This window comes from Enterobacter sp. RHBSTW-00975, from assembly GCF_013615235.1.
Taxonomy (GTDB): domain Bacteria; phylum Pseudomonadota; class Gammaproteobacteria; order Enterobacterales; family Enterobacteriaceae; genus Enterobacter; species Enterobacter ludwigii.
The window spans coordinates 1,684,769-1,704,124 of record NZ_CP055883.1 but is presented as its reverse complement, the minus strand read 5'-3'; the positions used below and the strand labels follow the sequence as shown (position 1 = coordinate 1,704,124).

General features: G+C 52.5%; 20 protein-coding genes, 2 tRNA genes and 3 other RNA genes. 12 read left to right on the top strand and 13 right to left on the bottom strand.

The genetic code is table 11. The annotated features are described in order from the left end of the window. Window positions 1–52: 52 nt before the first annotated feature. Window positions 53–508, bottom strand: coding sequence for a curli major subunit CsgA (gene csgA, locus HV340_RS08160; protein WP_014169524.1), 456 nt, complete (start codon window positions 506–508; stop codon window positions 53–55). A gap of 41 nt (window positions 509–549) precedes the next feature. Then, window positions 550–1,005, bottom strand: coding sequence for a curli minor subunit CsgB (gene csgB, locus HV340_RS08155; protein WP_020884698.1), 456 nt, complete (start codon window positions 1,003–1,005; stop codon window positions 550–552). Between the two features lie 766 nt (window positions 1,006–1,771). Between csgB and csgD the strand changes: the two genes are divergently transcribed. From csgD to csgG, 4 genes are read left to right on the top strand one after another with little or no spacing between them, the layout of a single operon-like run. After that, window positions 1,772–2,422, top strand: coding sequence for a biofilm master transcriptional regulator CsgD (csgD, locus tag HV340_RS08150; RefSeq protein ID WP_020884699.1), 651 nt, complete (start codon window positions 1,772–1,774; stop codon window positions 2,420–2,422). A 4-nt stretch (window positions 2,423–2,426) separates the two neighbouring features. Continuing rightward, on the top strand, window positions 2,427–2,816 hold the full coding sequence (gene csgE, locus HV340_RS08145; protein ID WP_181216427.1) for a curli production assembly/transport protein CsgE: 390 nt from the start codon (window positions 2,427–2,429) through the stop codon (window positions 2,814–2,816). 23 nt (window positions 2,817–2,839) lie between these two features. Continuing rightward, a complete protein-coding gene (gene csgF / locus HV340_RS08140; protein ID WP_020884701.1) occupies window positions 2,840–3,253 on the top strand; it encodes a curli production assembly/transport protein CsgF in 414 nt (137 codons plus the stop codon). A 26-nt stretch (window positions 3,254–3,279) separates the two neighbouring features. Continuing rightward, entirely contained in the window at window positions 3,280–4,113 is an 834-nt protein-coding gene (csgG, locus tag HV340_RS08135; protein ID WP_181216426.1) for a curli production assembly/transport protein CsgG, read from the top strand. Window positions 4,114–4,156: 43 nt separating this feature from the next. Here the strand turns inward: csgG and HV340_RS08130 are convergent, their stop codons facing one another. The 4 genes from HV340_RS08130 to ghrA all read right to left on the bottom strand — a co-directional run bounded on the left by HV340_RS08130 (window position 4,157) and on the right by ghrA (window position 7,071). Continuing rightward, complete coding sequence (locus HV340_RS08130; protein ID WP_074176885.1) at window positions 4,157–4,639, bottom strand: DUF1097 domain-containing protein; 483 nt, start codon at window positions 4,637–4,639, stop codon at window positions 4,157–4,159. A gap of 96 nt (window positions 4,640–4,735) precedes the next feature. Next, on the bottom strand, window positions 4,736–5,290 hold the full coding sequence (locus tag HV340_RS08125; RefSeq protein ID WP_020884703.1) for a molecular chaperone: 555 nt from the start codon (window positions 5,288–5,290) through the stop codon (window positions 4,736–4,738). 20 nt (window positions 5,291–5,310) lie between these two features. Beyond that, window positions 5,311–6,048 (bottom strand): phosphatase, encoded by a 738-nt coding sequence (locus HV340_RS08120; RefSeq protein ID WP_063925095.1) that lies wholly within the window; start codon window positions 6,046–6,048, stop codon window positions 5,311–5,313. A gap of 84 nt (window positions 6,049–6,132) precedes the next feature. Then, complete coding sequence (gene ghrA, locus HV340_RS08115) at window positions 6,133–7,071, bottom strand: glyoxylate/hydroxypyruvate reductase GhrA (protein WP_063925096.1); 939 nt, start codon at window positions 7,069–7,071, stop codon at window positions 6,133–6,135. A gap of 232 nt (window positions 7,072–7,303) precedes the next feature. On the opposite strand from ghrA, the gene HV340_RS08110 reads away from it, so the two are divergent. Together HV340_RS08110 and HV340_RS08105 are read left to right on the top strand one after the other, a co-directional pair. After that, window positions 7,304–7,391: transfer RNA gene (locus HV340_RS08110), tRNA-Ser, on the top strand. Between the two features lie 44 nt (window positions 7,392–7,435). After that, window positions 7,436–7,573: non-coding RNA, RtT sRNA (locus HV340_RS08105), on the top strand. A gap of 301 nt (window positions 7,574–7,874) precedes the next feature. Here the strand turns inward: HV340_RS08105 and HV340_RS08100 are convergent. Then, the gene (locus HV340_RS08100) at window positions 7,875–8,780 is read right to left on the bottom strand and encodes a LysR family transcriptional regulator (RefSeq protein WP_014169514.1); all 906 of its coding nucleotides are present in this window, start codon (window positions 8,778–8,780) and stop codon (window positions 7,875–7,877) included. Window positions 8,781–8,889: 109 nt separating this feature from the next. On the opposite strand from HV340_RS08100, the gene HV340_RS08095 reads away from it, so the two are divergent. The 5 genes from HV340_RS08095 (at window position 8,890) to HV340_RS08075 (ending at window position 11,048) form a co-directional block, all read left to right on the top strand. Continuing rightward, the gene (locus HV340_RS08095) at window positions 8,890–9,750 is read left to right on the top strand and encodes a pirin family protein (protein WP_063925097.1); all 861 of its coding nucleotides are present in this window, start codon (window positions 8,890–8,892) and stop codon (window positions 9,748–9,750) included. 20 nt (window positions 9,751–9,770) lie between these two features. Next, a complete protein-coding gene (locus HV340_RS08090; protein ID WP_040017121.1) occupies window positions 9,771–10,448 on the top strand; it encodes an isochorismatase family protein in 678 nt (225 codons plus the stop codon). A 147-nt stretch (window positions 10,449–10,595) separates the two neighbouring features. After that, a tRNA-Ser gene (locus HV340_RS08085) sits at window positions 10,596–10,683 on the top strand. 44 nt (window positions 10,684–10,727) lie between these two features. After that, window positions 10,728–10,865: non-coding RNA, RtT sRNA (locus tag HV340_RS08080), on the top strand. Between the two features lie 45 nt (window positions 10,866–10,910). Further along, a non-coding RNA gene (locus tag HV340_RS08075) (RtT sRNA) lies at window positions 10,911–11,048 on the top strand. Window positions 11,049–11,164: 116 nt separating this feature from the next. Here HV340_RS08075 and phoH read toward each other — a convergent pair. The 4 genes from phoH to efeU form a co-directional block, all read right to left on the bottom strand. Beyond that, window positions 11,165–11,953, bottom strand: coding sequence for a phosphate starvation-inducible protein PhoH (gene phoH / locus HV340_RS08070; RefSeq protein WP_024908976.1), 789 nt, complete (start codon window positions 11,951–11,953; stop codon window positions 11,165–11,167). Window positions 11,954–12,452: 499 nt separating this feature from the next. Continuing rightward, window positions 12,453–13,736 (bottom strand): iron uptake transporter deferrochelatase/peroxidase subunit, encoded by a 1,284-nt coding sequence (efeB, locus tag HV340_RS08065; protein WP_063925098.1) that lies wholly within the window; start codon window positions 13,734–13,736, stop codon window positions 12,453–12,455. Window positions 13,737–13,741: 5 nt separating this feature from the next. Continuing rightward, the gene (efeO, locus tag HV340_RS08060; RefSeq protein ID WP_181216425.1) at window positions 13,742–14,869 is read right to left on the bottom strand and encodes an iron uptake system protein EfeO; all 1,128 of its coding nucleotides are present in this window, start codon (window positions 14,867–14,869) and stop codon (window positions 13,742–13,744) included. 42 nt (window positions 14,870–14,911) lie between these two features. Beyond that, window positions 14,912–15,745: an iron uptake transporter permease EfeU gene (gene efeU, locus HV340_RS08055; protein ID WP_104440236.1), complete on the bottom strand. Its 834-nt coding sequence runs from the start codon at window positions 15,743–15,745 to the stop codon at window positions 14,912–14,914. Between the two features lie 251 nt (window positions 15,746–15,996). On the opposite strand from efeU, the gene HV340_RS08050 reads away from it, so the two are divergent. Then, window positions 15,997–17,181: a nucleoside transporter C-terminal domain-containing protein gene (locus HV340_RS08050; protein ID WP_014169507.1), complete on the top strand. Its 1,185-nt coding sequence runs from the start codon at window positions 15,997–15,999 to the stop codon at window positions 17,179–17,181. Between the two features lie 32 nt (window positions 17,182–17,213). Here the strand turns inward: HV340_RS08050 and HV340_RS08045 are convergent, their stop codons facing one another. Then, the gene (locus HV340_RS08045; RefSeq protein ID WP_014169506.1) at window positions 17,214–17,633 is read right to left on the bottom strand and encodes a DUF3574 domain-containing protein; all 420 of its coding nucleotides are present in this window, start codon (window positions 17,631–17,633) and stop codon (window positions 17,214–17,216) included. Between the two features lie 115 nt (window positions 17,634–17,748). Further along, window positions 17,749–19,257, bottom strand: a complete 1,509-nt coding sequence (gene putP, locus HV340_RS08040; protein WP_020884712.1) for a sodium/proline symporter PutP — start codon at window positions 19,255–19,257, stop codon at window positions 17,749–17,751. Between the last annotated feature and the right edge of the window lie 99 nt (window positions 19,258–19,356).

Sequence of the window (19,356 nt, the reverse complement as noted above, 5' to 3'; positions counted from 1 at the left end):
TCCCGAAAAAAAACAGGGCAAATGCCCTGTTTTTTGTAGCACAGACTGGAAATTAATACTGATGTGCAGTCGCGTGGTTGCCAAAACCAACCTGCTGAACAGTCACAGTGGATCCGGATGCGGTTTGATCAACAGCAGCACCGTTGCCACCACCGTACTGGCTAACGTTCATCACCGAGTGGTTACCATTCCACTGGTCAAGCGTTGCGCTGTTACCGAAACCATTCTGAGTCAGACTAATTGAGCTGTCATCAGAGCCCTGACCAACGTCAGCACCGTTACCGCCGCCACTCTGATTAATGGTCAGTGTGGAATTTCTCGCACTGGTTTGCAAAGCGAGAGCCGAGTTACCGCCACCGTACTGGTAAATGCTCAGCGTTGAATTTGGACCACTGTCATGACCACCGTGGCCATGCCCGTTACCCCAACCGCCTTGATTAATACTACCGGCCATAGCACTACCAGAAACTACGATTGCTGCAATTGCTGCCACTTTGATAAATTTCATGGTAAACCCCCATCGGATTGATTAAAGTCGCCGCTAAATAACTAACGCTGAATAACGCGAATCGCCATTTGCGACTGTCTCTGCACTACAACTGCGGTTTTCTGCGTACCGTACTGCGTAATATTTGCTCTATTACCCGACCCTTTTTGGATAATTTTCGCACTATTACCATATCCATCTTGCGTAATACCTGCATCATTCGCGCTACCGCTCTGATCGATCCAGGCAATATTATAAGTCCCTGATTGATCAACTCTCGCTCTGTTGCCTGCTCCATCCTGAGAAACAATGGACAATAATTTTGACCCGTCCTGGCGAACCTGAGCATCATTTAACATGCCCTGCTGACCAATAATGGCTGCCTGATTTAATGATGAACGACTTAATTCATTAACCGTGAAGTTATATTCAGCGTTAGCCAAATCTGAATCAGCCGCGATTACAAATCCAGGCGCACCCAGTAATGTAAACATCATAAATAACGATGTATTTTTCATGTTGTCACCCTGGACCTGGCTATTTGATAACGCCATAACCTTGTTACTGTGACTTCGTGTTAGAACGACTCGTAATTTGTTAACGCGTCGTTACGGTGATGAGTATGTCTGCCGAAACATTTTAAATATCTCACCCGCGTGGCTTATTTTTATTTATCACGTCACCTCAAAGTAGTAATTCCATGCAAAAAAACGTTATAGACCGGGGTTCTTATTTTTCTATTAAGCCTTTCTTAATAATCGATTGTGCAGCGGGACGAGAGGGGTAAAGCCCCCATGCAACGGACGCTAAACGAAACGCCAGGAGGACATTTTACACAACACGTGACACGAGACCTGTTTTCTTAAGACGCAGCATCGTTCATTCCAGGACTTAGAAAATCTCTGTGACTCATACCTCTTTACGGGAAGAAATAAATAATTAATATTAATAAAAATCAAACAATTATAAATATTTGTATGATTTTTAAAATCTGTGCAGGGTTATTTACATGTACAACTTTCTTATCATTCCACAACATTTAAAAGAGTCCATTTTCACAAATTAATATTGATTTTTACATCCTGTTACACGTTTAACACTTGCTTTAAAGTTAGTAATAGCTAGATTGAAATCAGATGTACGAAATTTGTTTTATATTTACCTCCTGCTGGAGGTTATGGTTTTTTTCTTCACACAGCAGTGCAACATCTGTCAGTACTTCTGGGGTCCTCTTTTTTATCTGGAGGACCGCTGTCAGGTGTCATAAAAAAGTGGGGTTTCATCATGTATAATGAAGTCCAAAGTTTACATGGTCATACGTTACTGTTGATCACAAAACCTTCGTTGCAAGCGACCGCTTTATTACAACATTTAAAGCAATCGCTGTCTCTGCACGGGAAATTACATAATATTCAACGTTCTTTTGATGATATTGCACCTGGCAGTATCATTCTGATTGATATGATGGAAGCGGATAAAAAGCTTATCCATTACTGGCAAGATAATTTAAGCAGGAAAAACAATAATATCCGCGTGTTATTATTGAATACCCCTGATGAGTATCCCTTCAGAGATATTGAAAGCTGGCCGCATATCAATGGTGTGTTCTATATCACGGAAGAAGAAGATCGGCTGGTCGAAGGTCTGCAAGGTATATTGCGCGGCGAGTGTTATTTTTCGCAAAAACTTGCCAGCTACCTCATCACGCACTCCGGAAATTACCGCTATAACAGTTCAGAGTCAGCGCTGCTAACGCACCGTGAGAAAGAGATCCTGAACAAATTGCGCATTGGTGCTTCAAATATTGAAATCGCCCGTTCGTTATTTATCAGCGAAAATACGGTAAAGACGCACCTTTATAATCTTTTCAAGAAGATAGCTGTTAAGAACCGAACTCAGGCTGTTTCATGGGCAAACGATAACCTCAGGCGTTAATCAAATGAAACGCACGTTGAGTTGGATCGCCGCAGCGAGTTTTATGCTCGCTGCCGGGAACGTACGGGCCGTCGAGGTCGAAGTTCCTGGATTGTTAACAGACCACACTGTCTCCTCGGTCGGGCACAATTTTTATCGTGCATTCAGTGACAAATGGGACAGTACATTTACTGGAAATATAACAATCAACGAGCGGCCCAGTGCACGATGGGGAAGTTGGATAACAATAACGGCTAATCAGGACGTTATTTATCAAACATTTTTATTCCCCACGAAAATAGACCTCGATAAAAACGTAGCCTTAGCACTGGCTCAATCAGAAGATGCTATTAATCGCCTGCAAATTGATAAAGCGCTATTAAGCACCAGCGATTTAGCAAAAGACGAATTCTAGCGAACCTATATCCGGAGGCTGTCATGCGTATTGCATATGCAGTTGTTTCGATAATGCTAATAACCCCTATAAGCTGGGCCGGAAATATGACGTTCCAGTTCCGTAACCCTAACTTTGGCGGTAATCCCAATAATGGGGCGTTTCTGTTGAACGAAGCCCAGGCGCAAAACTCCTATAAGGATCCCAGCTTTAAGGATTTTAGCGTCGATACCCCATCGGCACTGGACAACTTCACGCAGGCTATCCAGTCGCAGATTTTGGGAGGGTTGCTGACCAACATTAATACCGGCAAACCCGGCCGAATGGTGACCAACGACTTCATTGTCGACATCGCCAACAAGGACGGACAACTCCAGTTGAACGTTACCGATCGAAAAACCGGGAAAACCTCCACCATTCAGGTTTCCGGTCTACAAAGTGATTCAACGAACTTTTAAACAACAACGAAATAAGGACAACGATCATGCATCGCTTCCTGATATTTGTTGCAGTGTGCTTATTGAGCGGTTGTTTAACTGCTCCACCTAAAGAAGCTGCAAAACCAACATTAATGCCTCGGGCTCAAAGTTATCGTGATTTAACACATTTACCTGCGCCGACCGGTAAAATATTTGTCTCGGTTTATAACATTCAGGATGAAACGGGACAATTTAAACCTTATCCGGCAAGTAACTTTTCTACGGCAGTGCCACAGAGCGCCACCGCCATGCTGGTGACCGCCCTGAAGGATTCGCACTGGTTTATTCCTCTGGAACGTCAGGGTCTGCAGAACCTGTTAAATGAACGGAAAATTATTCGCGCTGCTCAGGAAAATGGCACCGTCGCGAATAATAACCGCATGCCGCTGGAATCACTGGCCGCGGCGAACGTCATGATCGAGGGATCGATTATTGGTTATGAAAGCAACGTTAAATCAGGTGGTGTGGGCGCGCGTTACTTTGGTATCGGTGCTGATACGCAATATCAGCTCGACCAAATCGCCGTAAACCTGCGTGTCGTCAACGTCAGCACGGGCGAAGTGCTCTCTTCGGTAACGACCAGCAAAACCATTCTTTCTTATGAAGTGCAGGCCGGGGTTTTCCGCTTCATCGATTACCAGCGTTTGCTGGAGGGTGAAATCGGGTATACCTCTAACGAACCGGTCATGATGTGTCTGATGTCAGCCATAGAAACCGGGGTAATCTTCCTGATTAATGATGGTATCGATCGTGGATTGTGGGACCTGCAGAACAAAGCAGAGGCGCAAAACCCGATACTGGTTAAATACCGCGATATGTCGGTGCCTCCGGAATCCTGACAGGAAGCGCATAAAAAAGGCGAGATCATCATCTCGCCTTTTTTTATTCGCTTACCGCAGTGATGTTTTGCGCTTTATCCCGTCTGGCGGCCAGCCAGAGGCCGCTGTTCTTCATGGCATAGCCAAACACCAACCCCAGCATTAGCGAGGGAAGCACCAGTGCCCAGTCCCCCTGCCCTGCAAACGTCGCGCATGCGCCCATAAAGGTACCGGGTACAAACGACAGCAGCATATGCTTTGCCTGGATACACATCAAAAACGCGACTACGCCGGTCATGATATAGCCCAGGATCTCCAGATGCGGGGCCAGCGCGCTGCCCTTCATAATCACGAGTGCCCAGATAACACCGCTCATCAGGGTACAGCCAGAGATAAAAAGCCCTTTTACGCCGCCCTGCGGGCAGGCAAAGTAGGCCGTACAGCCCAGAAACCCGGCCCAGCTGAGCAACCCGAGAGAGACCGCCACCCATCCCCATAGTCCGGAGAGAATGCCTGTCGTGAATGCGATACACAGTAATATGTTCATGGCGCGCATCTTAGCAGAAGCGCGCCATGGAAATGAGATCAGATGCACATTCCGTGCAAGATGAAATGTATGGTTGCAGAATTTATGTGATCTAAATCACTCTTCATCCTCTTCTTCCAGCTCATCCCACATTGCCGCAATGGCGTCGCGGGTCAGCGGAGCCAGCGTTCTCCAGAACGGCGAGGTCGCATGTGCTTCAACTTTGCCGAGGAAAGTACCGCACCACGGCAGCAGATACGCTTCGAAGAGCGTTTCGATAGCCTCGTTCTCATCATCAGCGGCGTGATCTTCAATCCAGGATGCAGCCAGCAGCAACGTTCCGATATGGTCCGCAGGGGTATCCGTCAGCGGCATTCCGCGTTCAGAGAGAAACGCGCGCACTTCCGCTTCCGTCGCCCCTTCCTGCCAGGCTGAACGGTACGGCGAAACGCGGCATTCGTCGCCAATAAACAGTGCGTTGTAATCCGTTGAAATCTGCTGCATATCGCAACTTTTTTGCAGACGCTCCAGCAACTCATCCTGTTCCAGCGGCCAGTTTTGCGCCAGTTTCCCTTCACGAATCAGGGTAAAGAGTGGAACCAGCAGCGGGTCTTGCGGCTGACGATAGAACAGCGTACCCAGCACGCGGCAAAGGATGGAAAACTCATTCATTTTTTTATTCCATTACACAATTAAAGATCGGCAAATTCATCAATCGGATCCATTCCGCGTGACTCGAGGAAATCAAGCATGCGGCGTGGGGTAACGTTAAGGATCCTGTCTTCCGGGAAATCCACGTCATTCAGTATTTTCAGGCATTCACTAAAATCACCCAGCGTAAACGCGGTATGGGAATCGGAACCCAGCGCCACCATGCCACCGGCATCCCGCACTGCAGCTGCCACGGCGCGACAGTTTGCTTCACTGCCCTTACGCGAGTGAACAAAAGAAGAGTTATTGATCTCCAGCGCCACGTGGTGTTTCGCTGCCGCCTGGGCAACAGCCTCGATATCAATCGGGTATTTAGGATTACCCGGATGAGAAATAATGTGCACGTTGCCGCTGGCTATAGCAGCAATCATCGCTCGGGTGTTCGTCTCTTTATCCTGCGGCGCGAAAACCGGCTCGTGGAAACCGGCAAGGATCAGATCCAGAGAGGTCAGCATCGGTCCGGTGCAGTCGATTTCACCGTCTGTATTTTTAATGTTTGCCTCGATGCCGCGCAGTATCCCAATACCGTCCACCAGACGTGGCCAGATCCGCATATTCACAAAATGCCAGTAGTGCGGCGCATCTGCCATGTCCGGGCCGTGATCGGTAATCGCAAAAAGCGTAATGCCCTTGCGTTTCGCTTGCGCGATATAATCATGGAGGTTGCTATACGCGTGGGTACTGGCGACGGTGTGCATATGCAGGTCAACGGGATACATCTTTCTCTCCTCTGCGGTTTTTCCAAAGGATAGCAGTTATCTGCAGCGAATATTAGCAAAAACCCGGCTAACGCCGGGTTTCACTCAGTAGCCGCGCTGTCTGTCGACCTGTCCGGTTACCCGATGGCCCTGCTCCATCTCACTGATGGTGTGGGTAATATAGGCCACAGCTTCCGCCGGACGCGTGACCGCTGCAATGTGCGGCGTCATCGCCACACGCGGATGTGCCCACAGCGGGCTTTCGGCCGGTAACGGCTCGCGGCTGTACACATCCAGCATCGCCCCTTTCAGTTTTCCGCTGTTCAGCGCCTGCAGCAGATCGGACTCAACAAGGTGTACCCCGCGCGCCAGGTTCATTACGTAACTCTGGTCAGCCAGTTGATTAAGCAGTGCACCATTGATAATCCCCACCGTTTCGGCCGTATTTGGCAGCAGGTTGATGAGCACGCGCGTACCGTTCAGGAACGCAGGAAGCTCATCAGCGCCGGCAAAACTTTCTACGCCCGGATAATCCTTGCGGCTACGGCTCCAGCAGCGCAGTGGGAAGCCCCACGGGGCAAGTGCTTCAGCGACTTTTGAGCCGAGCACGCCAGCCCCGAGGATACCAATGGTAAAATCTTCGCGCTGATAATCCGGCAGCGGCTCCCAGTGGGATTGCTGTTTTAGTGCCTGATAGTCGTCGAAGCGGCGGAACCAGTGCAGCACCTGGCTGACGGCATACTCCTGCATTTGCTGGCCCATGCCGGTATCTTCCAGACGGAAAAGAGGGATCTCTTCCGGCAGCATTTCAGGGTGTGCTTTCAGTTTGCTCAGAATCGAATCCACGCCGGCGCCCAGTGCAAAAACGGCCTTCAGTTTACGGCCCTGGAGCATTTCTACCGGCGGATGCCAGACCAGCGCGTAGTCAGCATGTTCGTTATCACCACGTTTCCACTCCCGCACGCGCGCCCCGGGCAACGCCGCCGAAAGTGCCTTAATCCAGTAAGCAGTATCAAAAGTGGGGTGATAGAAGATTATATCCATAGTCATTCCTGCCTTTTATTGCGCTGTTTTGTGTTCATTTTCAACTGGATTGCCAGCATAACAAATTTTTCCCGCCACCGCGTTGTTGATAAAAAAGGCGCTTTCAGCACATTTAAAAGCCATGTTGACTGAAGTTTGTCTAAATGCGCTGATTTACTGAAAAAGTGAGTTGACGCCAGTTCGGCTTTTCCTTACATTAGCGCCCGTCCCGGCAACAACGGGATGACAATATGGTGAGGTGTCCGAGTGGCTGAAGGAGCACGCCTGGAAAGTGTGTATACGGCAACGTATCGGGGGTTCGAATCCCCCCCTCACCGCCATATTTAAGATAAGAGCTCGTACGAAAGTACGGGCTTTTTTCTTTTATATTCCCCGGACAGGGGGGATGAGAATCCCCGACCGGGGTTCGACAACTGGCGACAGCCAGTTGGACAGACTGAGCGCGCAGCGAACAGGCTGCCCGCAGGGCGAGCGACGCGAGTCAATCCCCCCCTCACCGCCATATTCAAGATAAGAGCTCGTACGAAAGCACGGGCTTTTTTCTTTTATATCCCCCGGACAGGGGGGATGAGAATCACCGACCGGGGGTCGACAACGGGCGACAGCCAGTTGGACAGACTGAGCCCGCAGCGAACAGGCTGCCCGCAGGGCGAGCGACGCGAGTCAATCCCCCCTCACCGCCATATTCAAGATGAGAGCGCGTACGAAAGTACGGGCTTTTTTCTTTTATATCCTCCGCCCGCGCAGCATGAGACCTTGTGTGGTGTAAGATCCTCACCCTCGCTCCAGGGGAGAGGGAAAGATTAATCTTCCACCATCCGCGCATACTCTTCGGTAAGAAAATCCACCAGTGCCCTGACAGACGGGAGTAACCCGCGTCTCGAAGGATACACAGCATGAATCACCTCACGTCGTGGCTCCCAGGCATCCAGTACGCGAATGAGGTCCCCTGACGCAAGCTGATCTTTCACCATCAATATGGGCAACTGCACCACGCCGATACCCGCTATAGCCGCTTCACGCAGCGCCAGCATATCGGTAGTGATCAGGCGAGGATGGTAATGGATTTCCGCCTTCGCCCCTTCGGGTCCACTCAGTTCCCATTTATGGATGTGTTTACCCTCGTTCGTGCTTAATCCAGGCCAGGCACTGAGTTCAGAGGGCACCAACGGTTTACCCATCCGCTGTATCAACGCCGGTCCGGCGACCAGACAATGTCCCCGGTCAGCCAGTACCCTTAACACCAGATCGCTGTCATCGAACGGACGCGGGCGCACACGGATCGCGACATCAATCCCCTCCCCCACCAGGTCTACCCGCCGGTTGGTTGCCTCAAGCTGCAGCGCGATCCCTGGATAGCGCGCCATAAATCTCGCCAGCATCGGGCCAACATGGACATGCAACAATGTTATCGGGCAGGTGATCCTGACAATACCGCGCGGCTCAGCCTGTAACGCGGCCACCGCCTCCTCAGCAGCTTCTGCTTCCACCATCATCGCTTTACAGTGCTGATAGAAGGTCTGGCCAACTTCTGTCACCGTAAACTGCCGCGTTGTGCGATGTATTAACCGCACGCCAAGCCGCTCTTCCAGCTGAGCTATCCGGCGGCTTAGCCGGGACTTCGGCAAATCGAGCGCACGCCCCGCGGCAGCAAAACCACCGTAGTCGACCACCTTCACAAACCAGACGAAGTCATTGAGATCCTGCATAAATCCTCATCGTTCTATTTTCAGAACAGTGAATGCCATTTTCACTATCTACCGGGATATTAACGCTAAATATAAGCTAATTACATCAACAACGCTTCAGGAGTTCATCATGAAAAACGTAACAGGCGTGTATACCGCTCCCCGTCAACACTGGGTTGGTGATGGTTTCCCGGTACGTTCAATGTTTTCTTACCAGACACACGGCGAGCCGCTCAGCCCGTTCTTGCTGCTGGACTACGCCGGGCCATACACCTTCCCGGCGGATGGGGCAAAGCGCGGCGTCGGCGAGCATCCGCACCGGGGTTTCGAAACGGTCACCCTCGTCTATTCCGGCGAAGTTGAACATCGCGATTCCACCGGCAGAGGCGGCGTAATAGGCCCCGGGGACGTGCAATGGATGACGGCGGGCGCTGGCATTTTGCACGAGGAGTTCCACTCCAGCGCGTTCGCGCAGAAAGGCGGTGAACTGAAAATGATGCAGCTGTGGGTCAACCTGCCTGCCAAAGACAAAATGGCGACGCCGGGCTACCAGAGCATCACTAAGGCGGATATCCCTGTGATCACGCTGCCGGATAACAGCGGCTCGCTGCGGGTTATCGCAGGTCGCTACGAGGATGTTGCAGGCCCCGCGCACACCTTTTCGCCGCTAAACGTCTGGGACATCGCGCTCAATCAGGGTAGCCATCTCACGCTCAGTCAGCCGGAGGGATGGAGCACGGCGCTGGTTGTGATGGAAGGCACCATTACAGTGAACGGAACAACCCAGGCAGGCGAGGCACAGCTGGTTGTATTAAGCCAGCAAGGCGACACACTCCATCTGGAAGCGAGCCTCGATGCCAAAGTCCTGCTGATGGCCGGCGAACCGCTGAATGAACCCATCGTGGGCTATGGGCCGTTTGTGATGAACAGTAAAACCGAAATCGCGGAAGCCATTCGTGATTTCAACTCCGGCCGCTTCGGCCAGATCTGATGGTAATAAAGGAGAAGAAGATGTCTGCACCTGCAAATTTTAACGGCTCACGCCCGGTTATTGATGTAAACGATGCGGTGATGTTGCTTATCGATCACCAGAGCGGACTTTTCCAGACCGTGGGGGATATGCCAATGCCAGAGTTGCGCGCACGTGCTGCGGCGCTGGCAAAAATCGCTACCCTGGCGAAGATCCCGGTGATCACCACCGCTTCTGTTCCACAGGGACCGAATGGCCCCCTTATCCCGGAGATCCACGCTAATGCGCCACATGCGCAATACGTTCCACGTAAAGGTGAGATCAACGCCTGGGATAACCCGGAGTTTGTGGCTGCGGTGAAAGCCACCGGGCGCAAAACGTTGATCATCGCCGGCACCATCACCAGCGTCTGCATGGCGTTTCCCTCTATTAGCGCAGTCGCGGAGGGTTATAAAGTGTTTGCGGTTATTGATGCCTCCGGCACCTACAGCAAAATGGCTCAGGAGATTACTCTGGCGCGCGTGGTCCAGGCCGGGGTGGTACCAATGGATACCGCGGCGGTTGCCTCTGAGATCCAGCGGACATGGAACCGGGAAGATGCAGCCGAGTGGGCTGAAGTGTATACCCATATCTTCCCTGCCTATCAGCTGCTGATCGAAAGCTATACCAGAGCACAAGAGGTGGTCAAAAACAGCGAAGTGCTCGATTCACAGCGTTAATCACCGGCTCCACGGTCAAAAAGACGTGGAGCTGATTATTGCTTAACCGAACAAGCACTAAAGCAGAAAATCTGCTTGACCGTTTTAGCGCAACTCCCTATAGTAGCGCCCCGTTGCCCCCCAAGCGGTCAGGCAGCAAAACAATATGGTGAGGTGTCCGAGTGGCTGAAGGAGCACGCCTGGAAAGTGTGTATACGGCAACGTATCGGGGGTTCGAATCCCCCCCTCACCGCCATATTTAAGATAAGAGCTCGTACGAAAGTACGGGCTTTTTTCTTTTATATCCTCCGGACAGGGGGGATGAGAATCCCCGACCGGGGTTCGACAACTGGCGACAGCCAGTTGGACAGACTGAGAGCGCAGCGAACAGGCTGCCCGCAGGGCGAGCGACGCGAGTCAACCCCCCCCTCACCGCCATATTCAAGATAAGAGCTCGTACGAAAGTACGGGCTTTTTTCTTTTATATTCCCCGGACAGGGGGGGATGAGAATCCCCGACCGGGGTTCGACAACTGGCGACAGCCAGTTGGACAGACTGAGCGCGCAGCGAACAGGCTGCCCGCAGGGCGAGCGAAGCGAGTCAATCCCCCCCTCACCGCCATATTCAAGATGAGAGCTCGTACGAAAGTACGGGCTTTTTTCTTTTATATTCCCCGGACAGGACGCCCGCACAAAAAACAAAGCCCGGTTTCCCGGGCCTTGAACACAACGGCTAACTCAATAGTACGCTTGCAGCGTGCGCTGGCAGAGCGCTGAACGCACGCAGTCTTCTTTCGTGAAGCGTACCACCCCAATCATCTCATCTTCCTCAAAACGTGACATGGCGTCGCTCAGTCCGGACTTCACGCCCGACGGCAGATCGCACTGGGTAATATCACCATTGACGATGACCGTCACGTTTTCCCCGAGGCGCGTTAAAAACATCTTCATTTGCGCTGCGGTCACGTTCTGAGCCTCGTCAAGAATGACGACCGCATTTTCAAATGTACGTCCGCGCATATAAGCGAACGGCGCGATTTCCACCTTGCCAATCTCTGGTCGCAGACAGTACTGCATAAAGGATGCTCCCAGACGTTTCACCAGCACGTCATAGACGGGCCTGAAGTAAGGGGCAAACTTCTCTGAAATATCTCCGGGCAAGAAGCCAAGATCTTCATCAGCCTGCAGTACCGGACGGGTGACAATAATTCTCTCCACGTCTTTATGGATCAGCGCCTCTGCCGCTTTGGCTGCACTGATCCACGTTTTCCCGCATCCGGCTTCGCCGGTTGCAAAGATGAGCTGTTTACTCTCGATAGCATTCAGGTAGTGCGCCTGAGCCTCATTGCGCGCCACAATTGGAGAATTATCACGGCTGTCTCGGGCCATGCCAATTGCTTCTACGCCACTCATCTGCACAAGCGAGGTGACCGATTCTTCTTCACGCTGTTTATGGCTACGTGAATCCCGTCTCAGCACACGTTTTGCTTCGCGACGAGCTTTGATCACTGCTTTTTGTCTTCCCATGGATAGCACCTTGAGTTGTTGGTATTCATCACACGTGCCAGTTTCAGCACGATTATGCGCACGAACATCAGAGGGTTGGCTTCCTTGTAAGCCATTGCTTGCTTTACCGGATGACGCAACAGAACGGCTACGCGCACCATTCTGCACGTCGGTCGAAAGAGATTCTTGAGTCGAGGGGGATAATTTTGTGGTGAGGAAATCGCTGCCGGAGTCTGAGCCTCCGCGCCGGGTGCTGCGGGTGTTGTGTTTACCATGTCCAGTACAGGACGCAACCATTCGCGATCTCCATAGTGATTCAGCATCACTGCCGGGAACTACCGCTGTCTTATCTTAAGTACATCAGGAGTTATCATAAATGCAACATTTATTTTACCTGAACGTAACTTTAAGACTGTCCCTACAGTGGAAATCAGTCTCATACAGGAATATTACAGAAATATAACAGCAGGACAGGCATATGAAAAAATAATGTCCCCGCGAATTATCGCAGGGACAATTATCAGGCTTCAATCAACCCTTGAGCGAGATAGGCGTTGCGATCGCGTGCGCCAGGCAGGGCAAAGAAATAACCGCCGCCGATGGGTTTAATGTACTCTTCCAGCGCTTCCCCGTTTAAGCGTTTCTGTACGGTCAGGAAGCCCTTCTCCAGGTCGTGCTGATAGCAGACAAACAGCAGCCCCATATCGAGCTGGCCGGCGTTGGTTACGCCAAGTGAATAGCTATATCCCCGACGCATCATCAGGCTGGATTGTGTCTCTTTGGTACGCGGATTGGCCAGGCGGATATGGCTGTCCAGCGCGATGACATCGCCATTCGGATCGCTGGCGTAGTCAGGCACATCATGCTCGTTCTTCATCCCGAGCGGAGCGCCACTCTGTTTATCGCGGCCAAAAATCGTCTGCTGCTCTTTGAGCGGCGTACGGTCCCAGAACTCCACGTGGAACTGAATAATCCGCACCGCCTGATAGCTTCCCCCCACAGCCCATGCCGGCTCGCCCTGATCGGCCGTCACCCAGACCACCTCTTTCATGAGCGGGTCATTACGGCTGTCCGGGTTGGCCGTGCCGTCTTTAAAGCCCAGCAGGTTAACCGGCGTCTCTTTCCCTTTGCTGCGGGCGGCATGGTCAGAGATAAACCCTTCCCGCTTCCAGCGAACGCTCAGCAGGTCCGGCGTGTGCTTGATGATGTCGCGCAGCGCGTGGATCACCGTATCCTGGGTGTTGGCGCAAATCTGCAGGAGCAGATCGCCGTGGCAGAGAGCAGCATCCAGAGAATCATTCGGGAAACGCGTCATTTTCTGCAGTGCTTTTGGCTTCTGTTTTGCCAGCCCGTAGCGCGCATCAAACAGCGACTCACCGAGCGAAACGGTTATCGTCAGGTTATCCGGAGCGATAAATGCCCCGAGGATACCGGAATCCATCGGCGGCAGACGCGGGTTAGGCGTGTCCGGCGCCGGACCACCGGCGGTGAGAAACGCGATGCGCCTCGTCAGCAGGCGGAACAAACGCTCAAGATCGGCTTTATCGCTTGCCAGCGAATCAAAAGCCACCAGCATCATGGAGGCCTGCTGTGGTGTCAAAATGCCCGACTGATGCTCACCATAAAAAGGCTGCGTCTCCATGCGTGCATTGGGTGACAGCGTGCCGGGAGCACTTTGCGGTTTCGCCGCATGCGCCACCGGGCACCCTCCGGCCAGAGCAAGGGCGCCCCCCAGCGCCCCTACTCCTTTTAACAATCGACGACGTGAAGGTTCCACCACGTCGTGTTCATTCTGCTTGTTCATCGTGCTTAATCCAGACCCAGTACGCCACGCAGCAGGGAGAGATCTTCCGCCAGTGTGGTAATCGGGCCTTTCAACGCGTTACGGTCGGCATCGGTCAGTTTATCGTAGGTTTCAAACCCGTCTTTGGTACGGTACTTCGCCAGAATGGTGTCGACTTTTTTGAAGTTGGCATCCACTTTCGCCAGCAGTTCGCTGTTATCTTTCTGCAGCTGAGGACGCAGCAGATCGACAATTTTCTGCGCGCCATCGACGTTCGCCTGGAAGTCCCACAGGTCGGTGTGGCTGTAACGGTCTTCTTCACCGCTGATTTTACTTGCCGCCACTTCTTCAATCAGACCCGCGGCACCGCCCACCACTTTTGATGGCGGGAAGGCCAGCTCCCCGATGCGTTTTTGCAGCTCAAGTACGTCACTGTTCAGCTGATCGGCATATTTATCCATCCCTTTGAGAGTGTTATCGCCAAACAGGGCTTTCTCCAGACGGTGGAAGCCGGTAAATTTCGGGTCGGCGGCTTTCTGCTCAAAATCATCTTCACGGGCATCAATACTGCCATCCAGATCAGAGAACAACTCGGCAATCGGCTCAATCCGCTCGTAATGCTGGCGGGTTGGCGCATACAGGGATTTCGCTTTCGCGATATCGCCCGCTTTTACTGCATCGGTGAAGGCTTTGGTACCGGTAGCCAGGTCCGCCGTCTCTTTGATGACATACGCTTTATAAGCAGTAATCGCATCACCCAGGCTCAACAGAGCCGTGCCTTTTGCGGCATCGGCCGTGGCGTCGCCCTTCACGATAAGCTTGCCTTTAGGGTTCGTCAGCAGCCCGCAGGTCATCTCATATTCACCCGGTTGCAGGTTGGCGGTCATCTTCTGACTAAAGCCCGGCGCGATATTTTCACGCTCTTCCACCACCATGACGCCTTTCAGGATTTCCCACTCCAGTGCCTTCTGGCTGTGGTTCTGAATAATAAACTGGGTTTTGCCGCTGTTGACCGTGATGGTCATTGGCTCGCACTGCTTATCATTGACCGAAACCTTGACCTGCGGAACATCCGCGCCCCAGGCGGAAAATGCTGAAGCGAACAGCGCGGCAATGCCTGCGCATAACGCACTACGACGGAACTGAATTGCCATGACTCTTCCCTTTAAAAGTATGTTGTAACTAATGCAGACAGATTACGGCGCAACGCGCGACGTCTGAGTGCCGGTGCGCGGCGGCATGGCAAACAGCACCAGCGCCGGAACCAAATAGATAAAGTACATCGCCACTTCGCTGACGCTCGGCGTTTCCTGGTAACCAAAAATACCTTCGAGCAAGGTACCGGTCAGGGAGTGCGTTGAGAGCACGTTACTGAGGTCGAACGCCACTGCCTGGAAGTGATTCCACAGGCCCGCTTCGTGGAAAGCGCGGATCGCTCCCGCCGCCAGCCCAGCGGCTACCAGCAGAATAAACAGGCTGGTCCATTTAAAGAATGCACCCAGGTTAAGGCGAATGCCGCCCCAGTAGAGCAGGAATCCCAGCACCACCGCAGTGGCCAGACCCAGCATCGCACCCAGCGGTGGCCAGATCCCCACATCCTGCTGAAATGCCGCCAGCAGGAAGAAAACCGACTCCAGCCCTTCCCGCGCCACGGCGAAAAAGACCATCATGATCAGCGCCCAGCCGTGGTTATTGCCCTTTTGCAGGGCGTTATCCACCGCTTGCTCCAGCTGCACCTTCACGTTGCGGGACACTTTACGCATCCAGAACACCATCCAGGTAAGGATTACCACGGCAATAACGGCCACGATCCCTTCAAACAACTCTTGCTCTTTCTGGGGAAACTCACCGGTGGTTTCATTGATAAGAATGCCAAGGCCCAGACAGAGTGCTGCGGCGAGGAATACCCCAATCCACATGACACCGATCCAGCGTCCACGCTGGGTTCGCTTCAGATAACTGGCGATGAGGCTGACGATGAGGGCCGCTTCGAGACCTTCACGTAACATAATGAGAAATGGAACAAACATGCCGACACCTTAAATGTTTATCGCGGTCAACTGATGCAAAGAAAGGTAAATTCTTGTGATAGTGATTATCATTACGCCAGCAAGAAAAACAAGCGAAATGTGTGTTGTTTTGATGACGAGTTGTAAACACCCAGCCTGGTAATAATTGCTGGCGTTATCGTTAAGTTTATAAGTTATAGCGAAAATGCCCATTTACGGTTAATCAGGGCTGTGGCTAAATATCTGCCTCAAAAACCAACTGAAAATTAACCATGTTTAACATTATCCATTTCCTGCTGGCGCTGGTGATTATTCTTGCGCTTGCCTGGCTGGTGAGTTTCGACCGCCGAAAAATTCGCATTCGTTTTGTTTTACAGCTGATTGTCATTGAAATAGCCCTGGCGTTCTTTTTCCTGCATGCCGAAAGCGGGCTGTTCATTATTAAATATGTCTCGGGATTCTTTGAGTCACTGCTGAAATTCGCGGCTGAAGGCACCAATTTCGTCTTTGGCGGGATGGGTGAAAAAGGACTGGCGTTCATTTTCCTCGGCGTACTCTGCCCGATTATTTTTATCTCCGCACTGATTGGTATTCTTCAGCACTGGCGAATTCTGCCGATTTTTATTCGGGTGATCGGGACACTGCTGTCAAAACTGAATGGCATGGGTAAGCTGGAATCGTTCAACGCGGTGAGCTCGCTGATCCTCGGACAGTCTGAAAACTTTATTGCCTACAAGGGTGTACTGGGCGACCTCTCCTCTCGTCGTCTCTTCACCATGGCGGCCACGGCCATGTCGACGGTATCTCTGTCGATTGTCGGTGCCTATATGACCATGCTCGACGCCAAATTTGTCGTTGCCGCACTCATCCTGAACATGTTCAGCACCTTTATTATTCTCTCCATTATCAACCCGGCGCGCCCGGAAGCAGAGCCGGACATCAAGCTTGAAAAGCTGCACGAGTCCCAGAGCTTCTTCGAAATGCTTGGCGAGTATATTCTGGCCGGTTTTAAAGTGGCGATGATTATTCTGGCGATGCTGATTGGCTTTATTGCCCTTATTAGCGCCGTTAACGCCCTCTTCTCCAGCGTATTTGGTATGAGCTTCCAGCAGATCCTGGGCTATGTATTTTACCCGCTGGCATGGCTGGTTGGTATTCCGCTGAGCGACGCGTTGAATGCCGGCAGTATTATGGCAACCAAGCTGGTCGCAAATGAATTTGTGGCAATGATTGAGCTGCAAAAAATTGCGCATCAGATGTCACCACGCGGACTGGGCATTTTGTCCGTTTTCCTGGTGTCGTTCGCTAACTTTGCCTCTATCGGCATTGTGGCCGGGGCGATCAAAGGCCTGAACGAGCAACAGGGGAACGTGGTATCGCGTTTTGGCTTACGTCTGGTGTATGGCGCGACGCTGGTCAGTTTACTGTCCGCCAGCTTTGCAGGACTGGTGCTGTAAGCGATAACGGCGGGTTCTCCCGCCGTTTTTCATTAAAACTGCACGCACACCGGCTGATCGACTCGCATCACCGACTCCTGCGCGAAGCGTGATTTATAAATACCGCGCAACGCTTCAATATTCTTCTCGCTCTGCGCATCTTTACCGTGGATCAGCATAAGCGCCTTGCTCGGTTCACGCGCCACTTTCCCGTCGTTACCCAGCCACTGCCCGCGCGCATCAAAGACCGTCAGGCCATCGCGAAAACGCGGCGTCACGTCCTGGTCAACGAACTGCTGCCACTCGCCGGTGGTGATTTGCGCGCCTGCGGGACGGTTTAGCCCGAAATAGAGCGTGGTTTGCTGCATCTGGTTATCCGCTTTGCAGGTCTCCATCGCCGCGTGTTGCGACGGCACACTGCAGCCCGCCAGCATCAATAATGCCGCTGCCATTACCCCTGTTTTGATTGTCATGCTTCGCTATCCTCATTGTTATAAGCACAGCGATATCATCGTAAATTGCGGATTTTGGCAAGAAAAAAGCCGGGTAGCGCGCGCGCTTACCCGGCCTGTCTATCAGCGAAAAAAATTACTCAGCCTGCAGCTTTGACGGAGGTGCAGTGTGATAGTGTGCGTCTGCTTCAGCAAAACGTTTCTGCATTGAGGCAGAAGGCGCTTTACCCAGCAGGCTGAACACCACAATGCCGATACTGCCGAAGATGAAGCCCGGGATAATTTCGTACAGACCGAGCCAGGCGAACTGCTTCCAGACGATAACGGTAAGCGCACCGATAATCATCCCCGCCAGCGCGCCGTTGCGGGTCATGCGCGACCACAGCACCGAGAAGAGCACCACCGGACCAAACGCCGCACCAAAGCCCGCCCACGCGTAGCTCACCAGGCCCAGCACGCGGTTCTCAGGGTTTGCCGCCAGCGCAATGGCAATTAAGGCCACCACCAGCACCATGAAACGCCCCACCCATACCAGCTCTTTCTGGCTCGCATCTTTACGCAGGAACGCTTTGTAGAGGTCTTCGGTGATTGCACTTGAGCAGACCAGCAGCTGGCAGCTCAGGGTGGACATCACGGCCGCCAGGATCGCGGAGAGCAGAATACCGGCAATCCACGGGTTGAACAGAATGCCCGCCAGTTCGATGAACACACGCTCGGCATTCTGGTTTACTGCCCCTGCCTGCGCCGGGTTATTGTTGAAGTAAGCGATGCCGAAGAAGCCAACCGCACAGGCACCCGCCAGGCAGAGGATCATCCACGTCATACTGATACGACGGGCATGAACAATCGTGTGGTGAGAGTCAGCGGCCATGAAGCGCGCCAGAATGTGCGGCTGACCGAAGTAGCCCAGACCCCAGCCCATCAGAGAAACGATGGCGACAAAGTTCAGCCCTTTCAGCATGTCGACGTTTTCAATGCTCTTCTGCTTAATCACTTCCAGCGAATCAGCAAAGCCGCCGACGGTGAAGATGACAATGACTGGCGTCAGGATCAGAGCGAAGATCATCAGGCTCGCCTGCACGGTGTCAGTCCAGCTTACGGCCAGGAAACCGCCCACGAAGGTATAGAGAATGGTTGCCGCAGCACCGGCCCACAGCGCCGTTTCATAGCTCATGCCGAAGGTGCTTTCGAACAGGCGCGCACCGGCCACAATGCCAGAGGCACAATAGATGGTGAAGAACACGAGGATAACCAGCGCAGAGATAATACGCAGCACGCGGCTGTTATCTTCAAAGCGTCCGGTGAAGTAATCCGGCAGGGTCAACGCATTGTTGTTGGCTTCGGTATGCACGCGCAGACGGCCCGCAACCAGCTTCCAGTTGATCCATGCCCCGACGGTCAGGCCAATGGCGATCCAGCTTTCAGAAATACCGGAGATGAAAATCGCCCCCGGCAGACCCATCAGCAGCCAGCCGCTCATGTCGGACGCGCCCGCAGAGAGTGCGGTGACCATCGGCCCTAAGCTACGCCCGCCCAGAATGTAGTCGTCAAAGTTCTTTGTTGAACGCCATGCCAAAAACCCTATCAGGATCATGCCAAATATATAAACGAGAAATGTCACCAGCATCGGTGTGCTAATTGCCATTCAAATTCTCCAAAATGTCGAGCGACAACCGTCCGGGTTGCCTTGTTATGTCATCACCGGAACGTAGTGATGTGTGTATGTGTTTCTGTTGGCCGCGCG

Coding starts and splice junctions, on each gene's coding strand:
- HV340_RS08045 (WP_014169506.1), bottom strand. CDS start 17,633: ATGACAATCAAAACAGGGGTAATGGCAGCGGCATTATTGATGCTGGCG.
- efeB (WP_063925098.1), bottom strand. CDS start 13,736: ATGAACAAGCAGAATGAACACGACGTGGTGGAACCTTCACGTCGTCGA.
- csgB (WP_020884698.1), bottom strand. CDS start 1,005: ATGAAAAATACATCGTTATTTATGATGTTTACATTACTGGGTGCGCCT.
- csgD (WP_020884699.1), top strand. CDS start 1,772: ATGTATAATGAAGTCCAAAGTTTACATGGTCATACGTTACTGTTGATC.
- phoH (WP_024908976.1), bottom strand. CDS start 11,953: ATGGGAAGACAAAAAGCAGTGATCAAAGCTCGTCGCGAAGCAAAACGT.
- csgG (WP_181216426.1), top strand. CDS start 3,280: ATGCATCGCTTCCTGATATTTGTTGCAGTGTGCTTATTGAGCGGTTGT.
- csgA (WP_014169524.1), bottom strand. CDS start 508: ATGAAATTTATCAAAGTGGCAGCAATTGCAGCAATCGTAGTTTCTGGT.
- HV340_RS08100 (WP_014169514.1), bottom strand. CDS start 8,780: ATGCAGGATCTCAATGACTTCGTCTGGTTTGTGAAGGTGGTCGACTAC.
- HV340_RS08050 (WP_014169507.1), top strand. CDS start 15,997: ATGTTTAACATTATCCATTTCCTGCTGGCGCTGGTGATTATTCTTGCG.
- HV340_RS08130 (WP_074176885.1), bottom strand. CDS start 4,639: ATGAACATATTACTGTGTATCGCATTCACGACAGGCATTCTCTCCGGA.
- HV340_RS08125 (WP_020884703.1), bottom strand. CDS start 5,290: ATGAATGAGTTTTCCATCCTTTGCCGCGTGCTGGGTACGCTGTTCTAT.
- HV340_RS08095 (WP_063925097.1), top strand. CDS start 8,890: ATGAAAAACGTAACAGGCGTGTATACCGCTCCCCGTCAACACTGGGTT.
- csgE (WP_181216427.1), top strand. CDS start 2,427: ATGAAACGCACGTTGAGTTGGATCGCCGCAGCGAGTTTTATGCTCGCT.
- putP (WP_020884712.1), bottom strand. CDS start 19,257: ATGGCAATTAGCACACCGATGCTGGTGACATTTCTCGTTTATATATTT.
- efeO (WP_181216425.1), bottom strand. CDS start 14,869: ATGGCAATTCAGTTCCGTCGTAGTGCGTTATGCGCAGGCATTGCCGCG.
- HV340_RS08090 (WP_040017121.1), top strand. CDS start 9,771: ATGTCTGCACCTGCAAATTTTAACGGCTCACGCCCGGTTATTGATGTA.
- efeU (WP_104440236.1), bottom strand. CDS start 15,745: ATGTTTGTTCCATTTCTCATTATGTTACGTGAAGGTCTCGAAGCGGCC.
- HV340_RS08120 (WP_063925095.1), bottom strand. CDS start 6,048: ATGTATCCCGTTGACCTGCATATGCACACCGTCGCCAGTACCCACGCG.
- ghrA (WP_063925096.1), bottom strand. CDS start 7,071: ATGGATATAATCTTCTATCACCCCACTTTTGATACTGCTTACTGGATT.
- csgF (WP_020884701.1), top strand. CDS start 2,840: ATGCGTATTGCATATGCAGTTGTTTCGATAATGCTAATAACCCCTATA.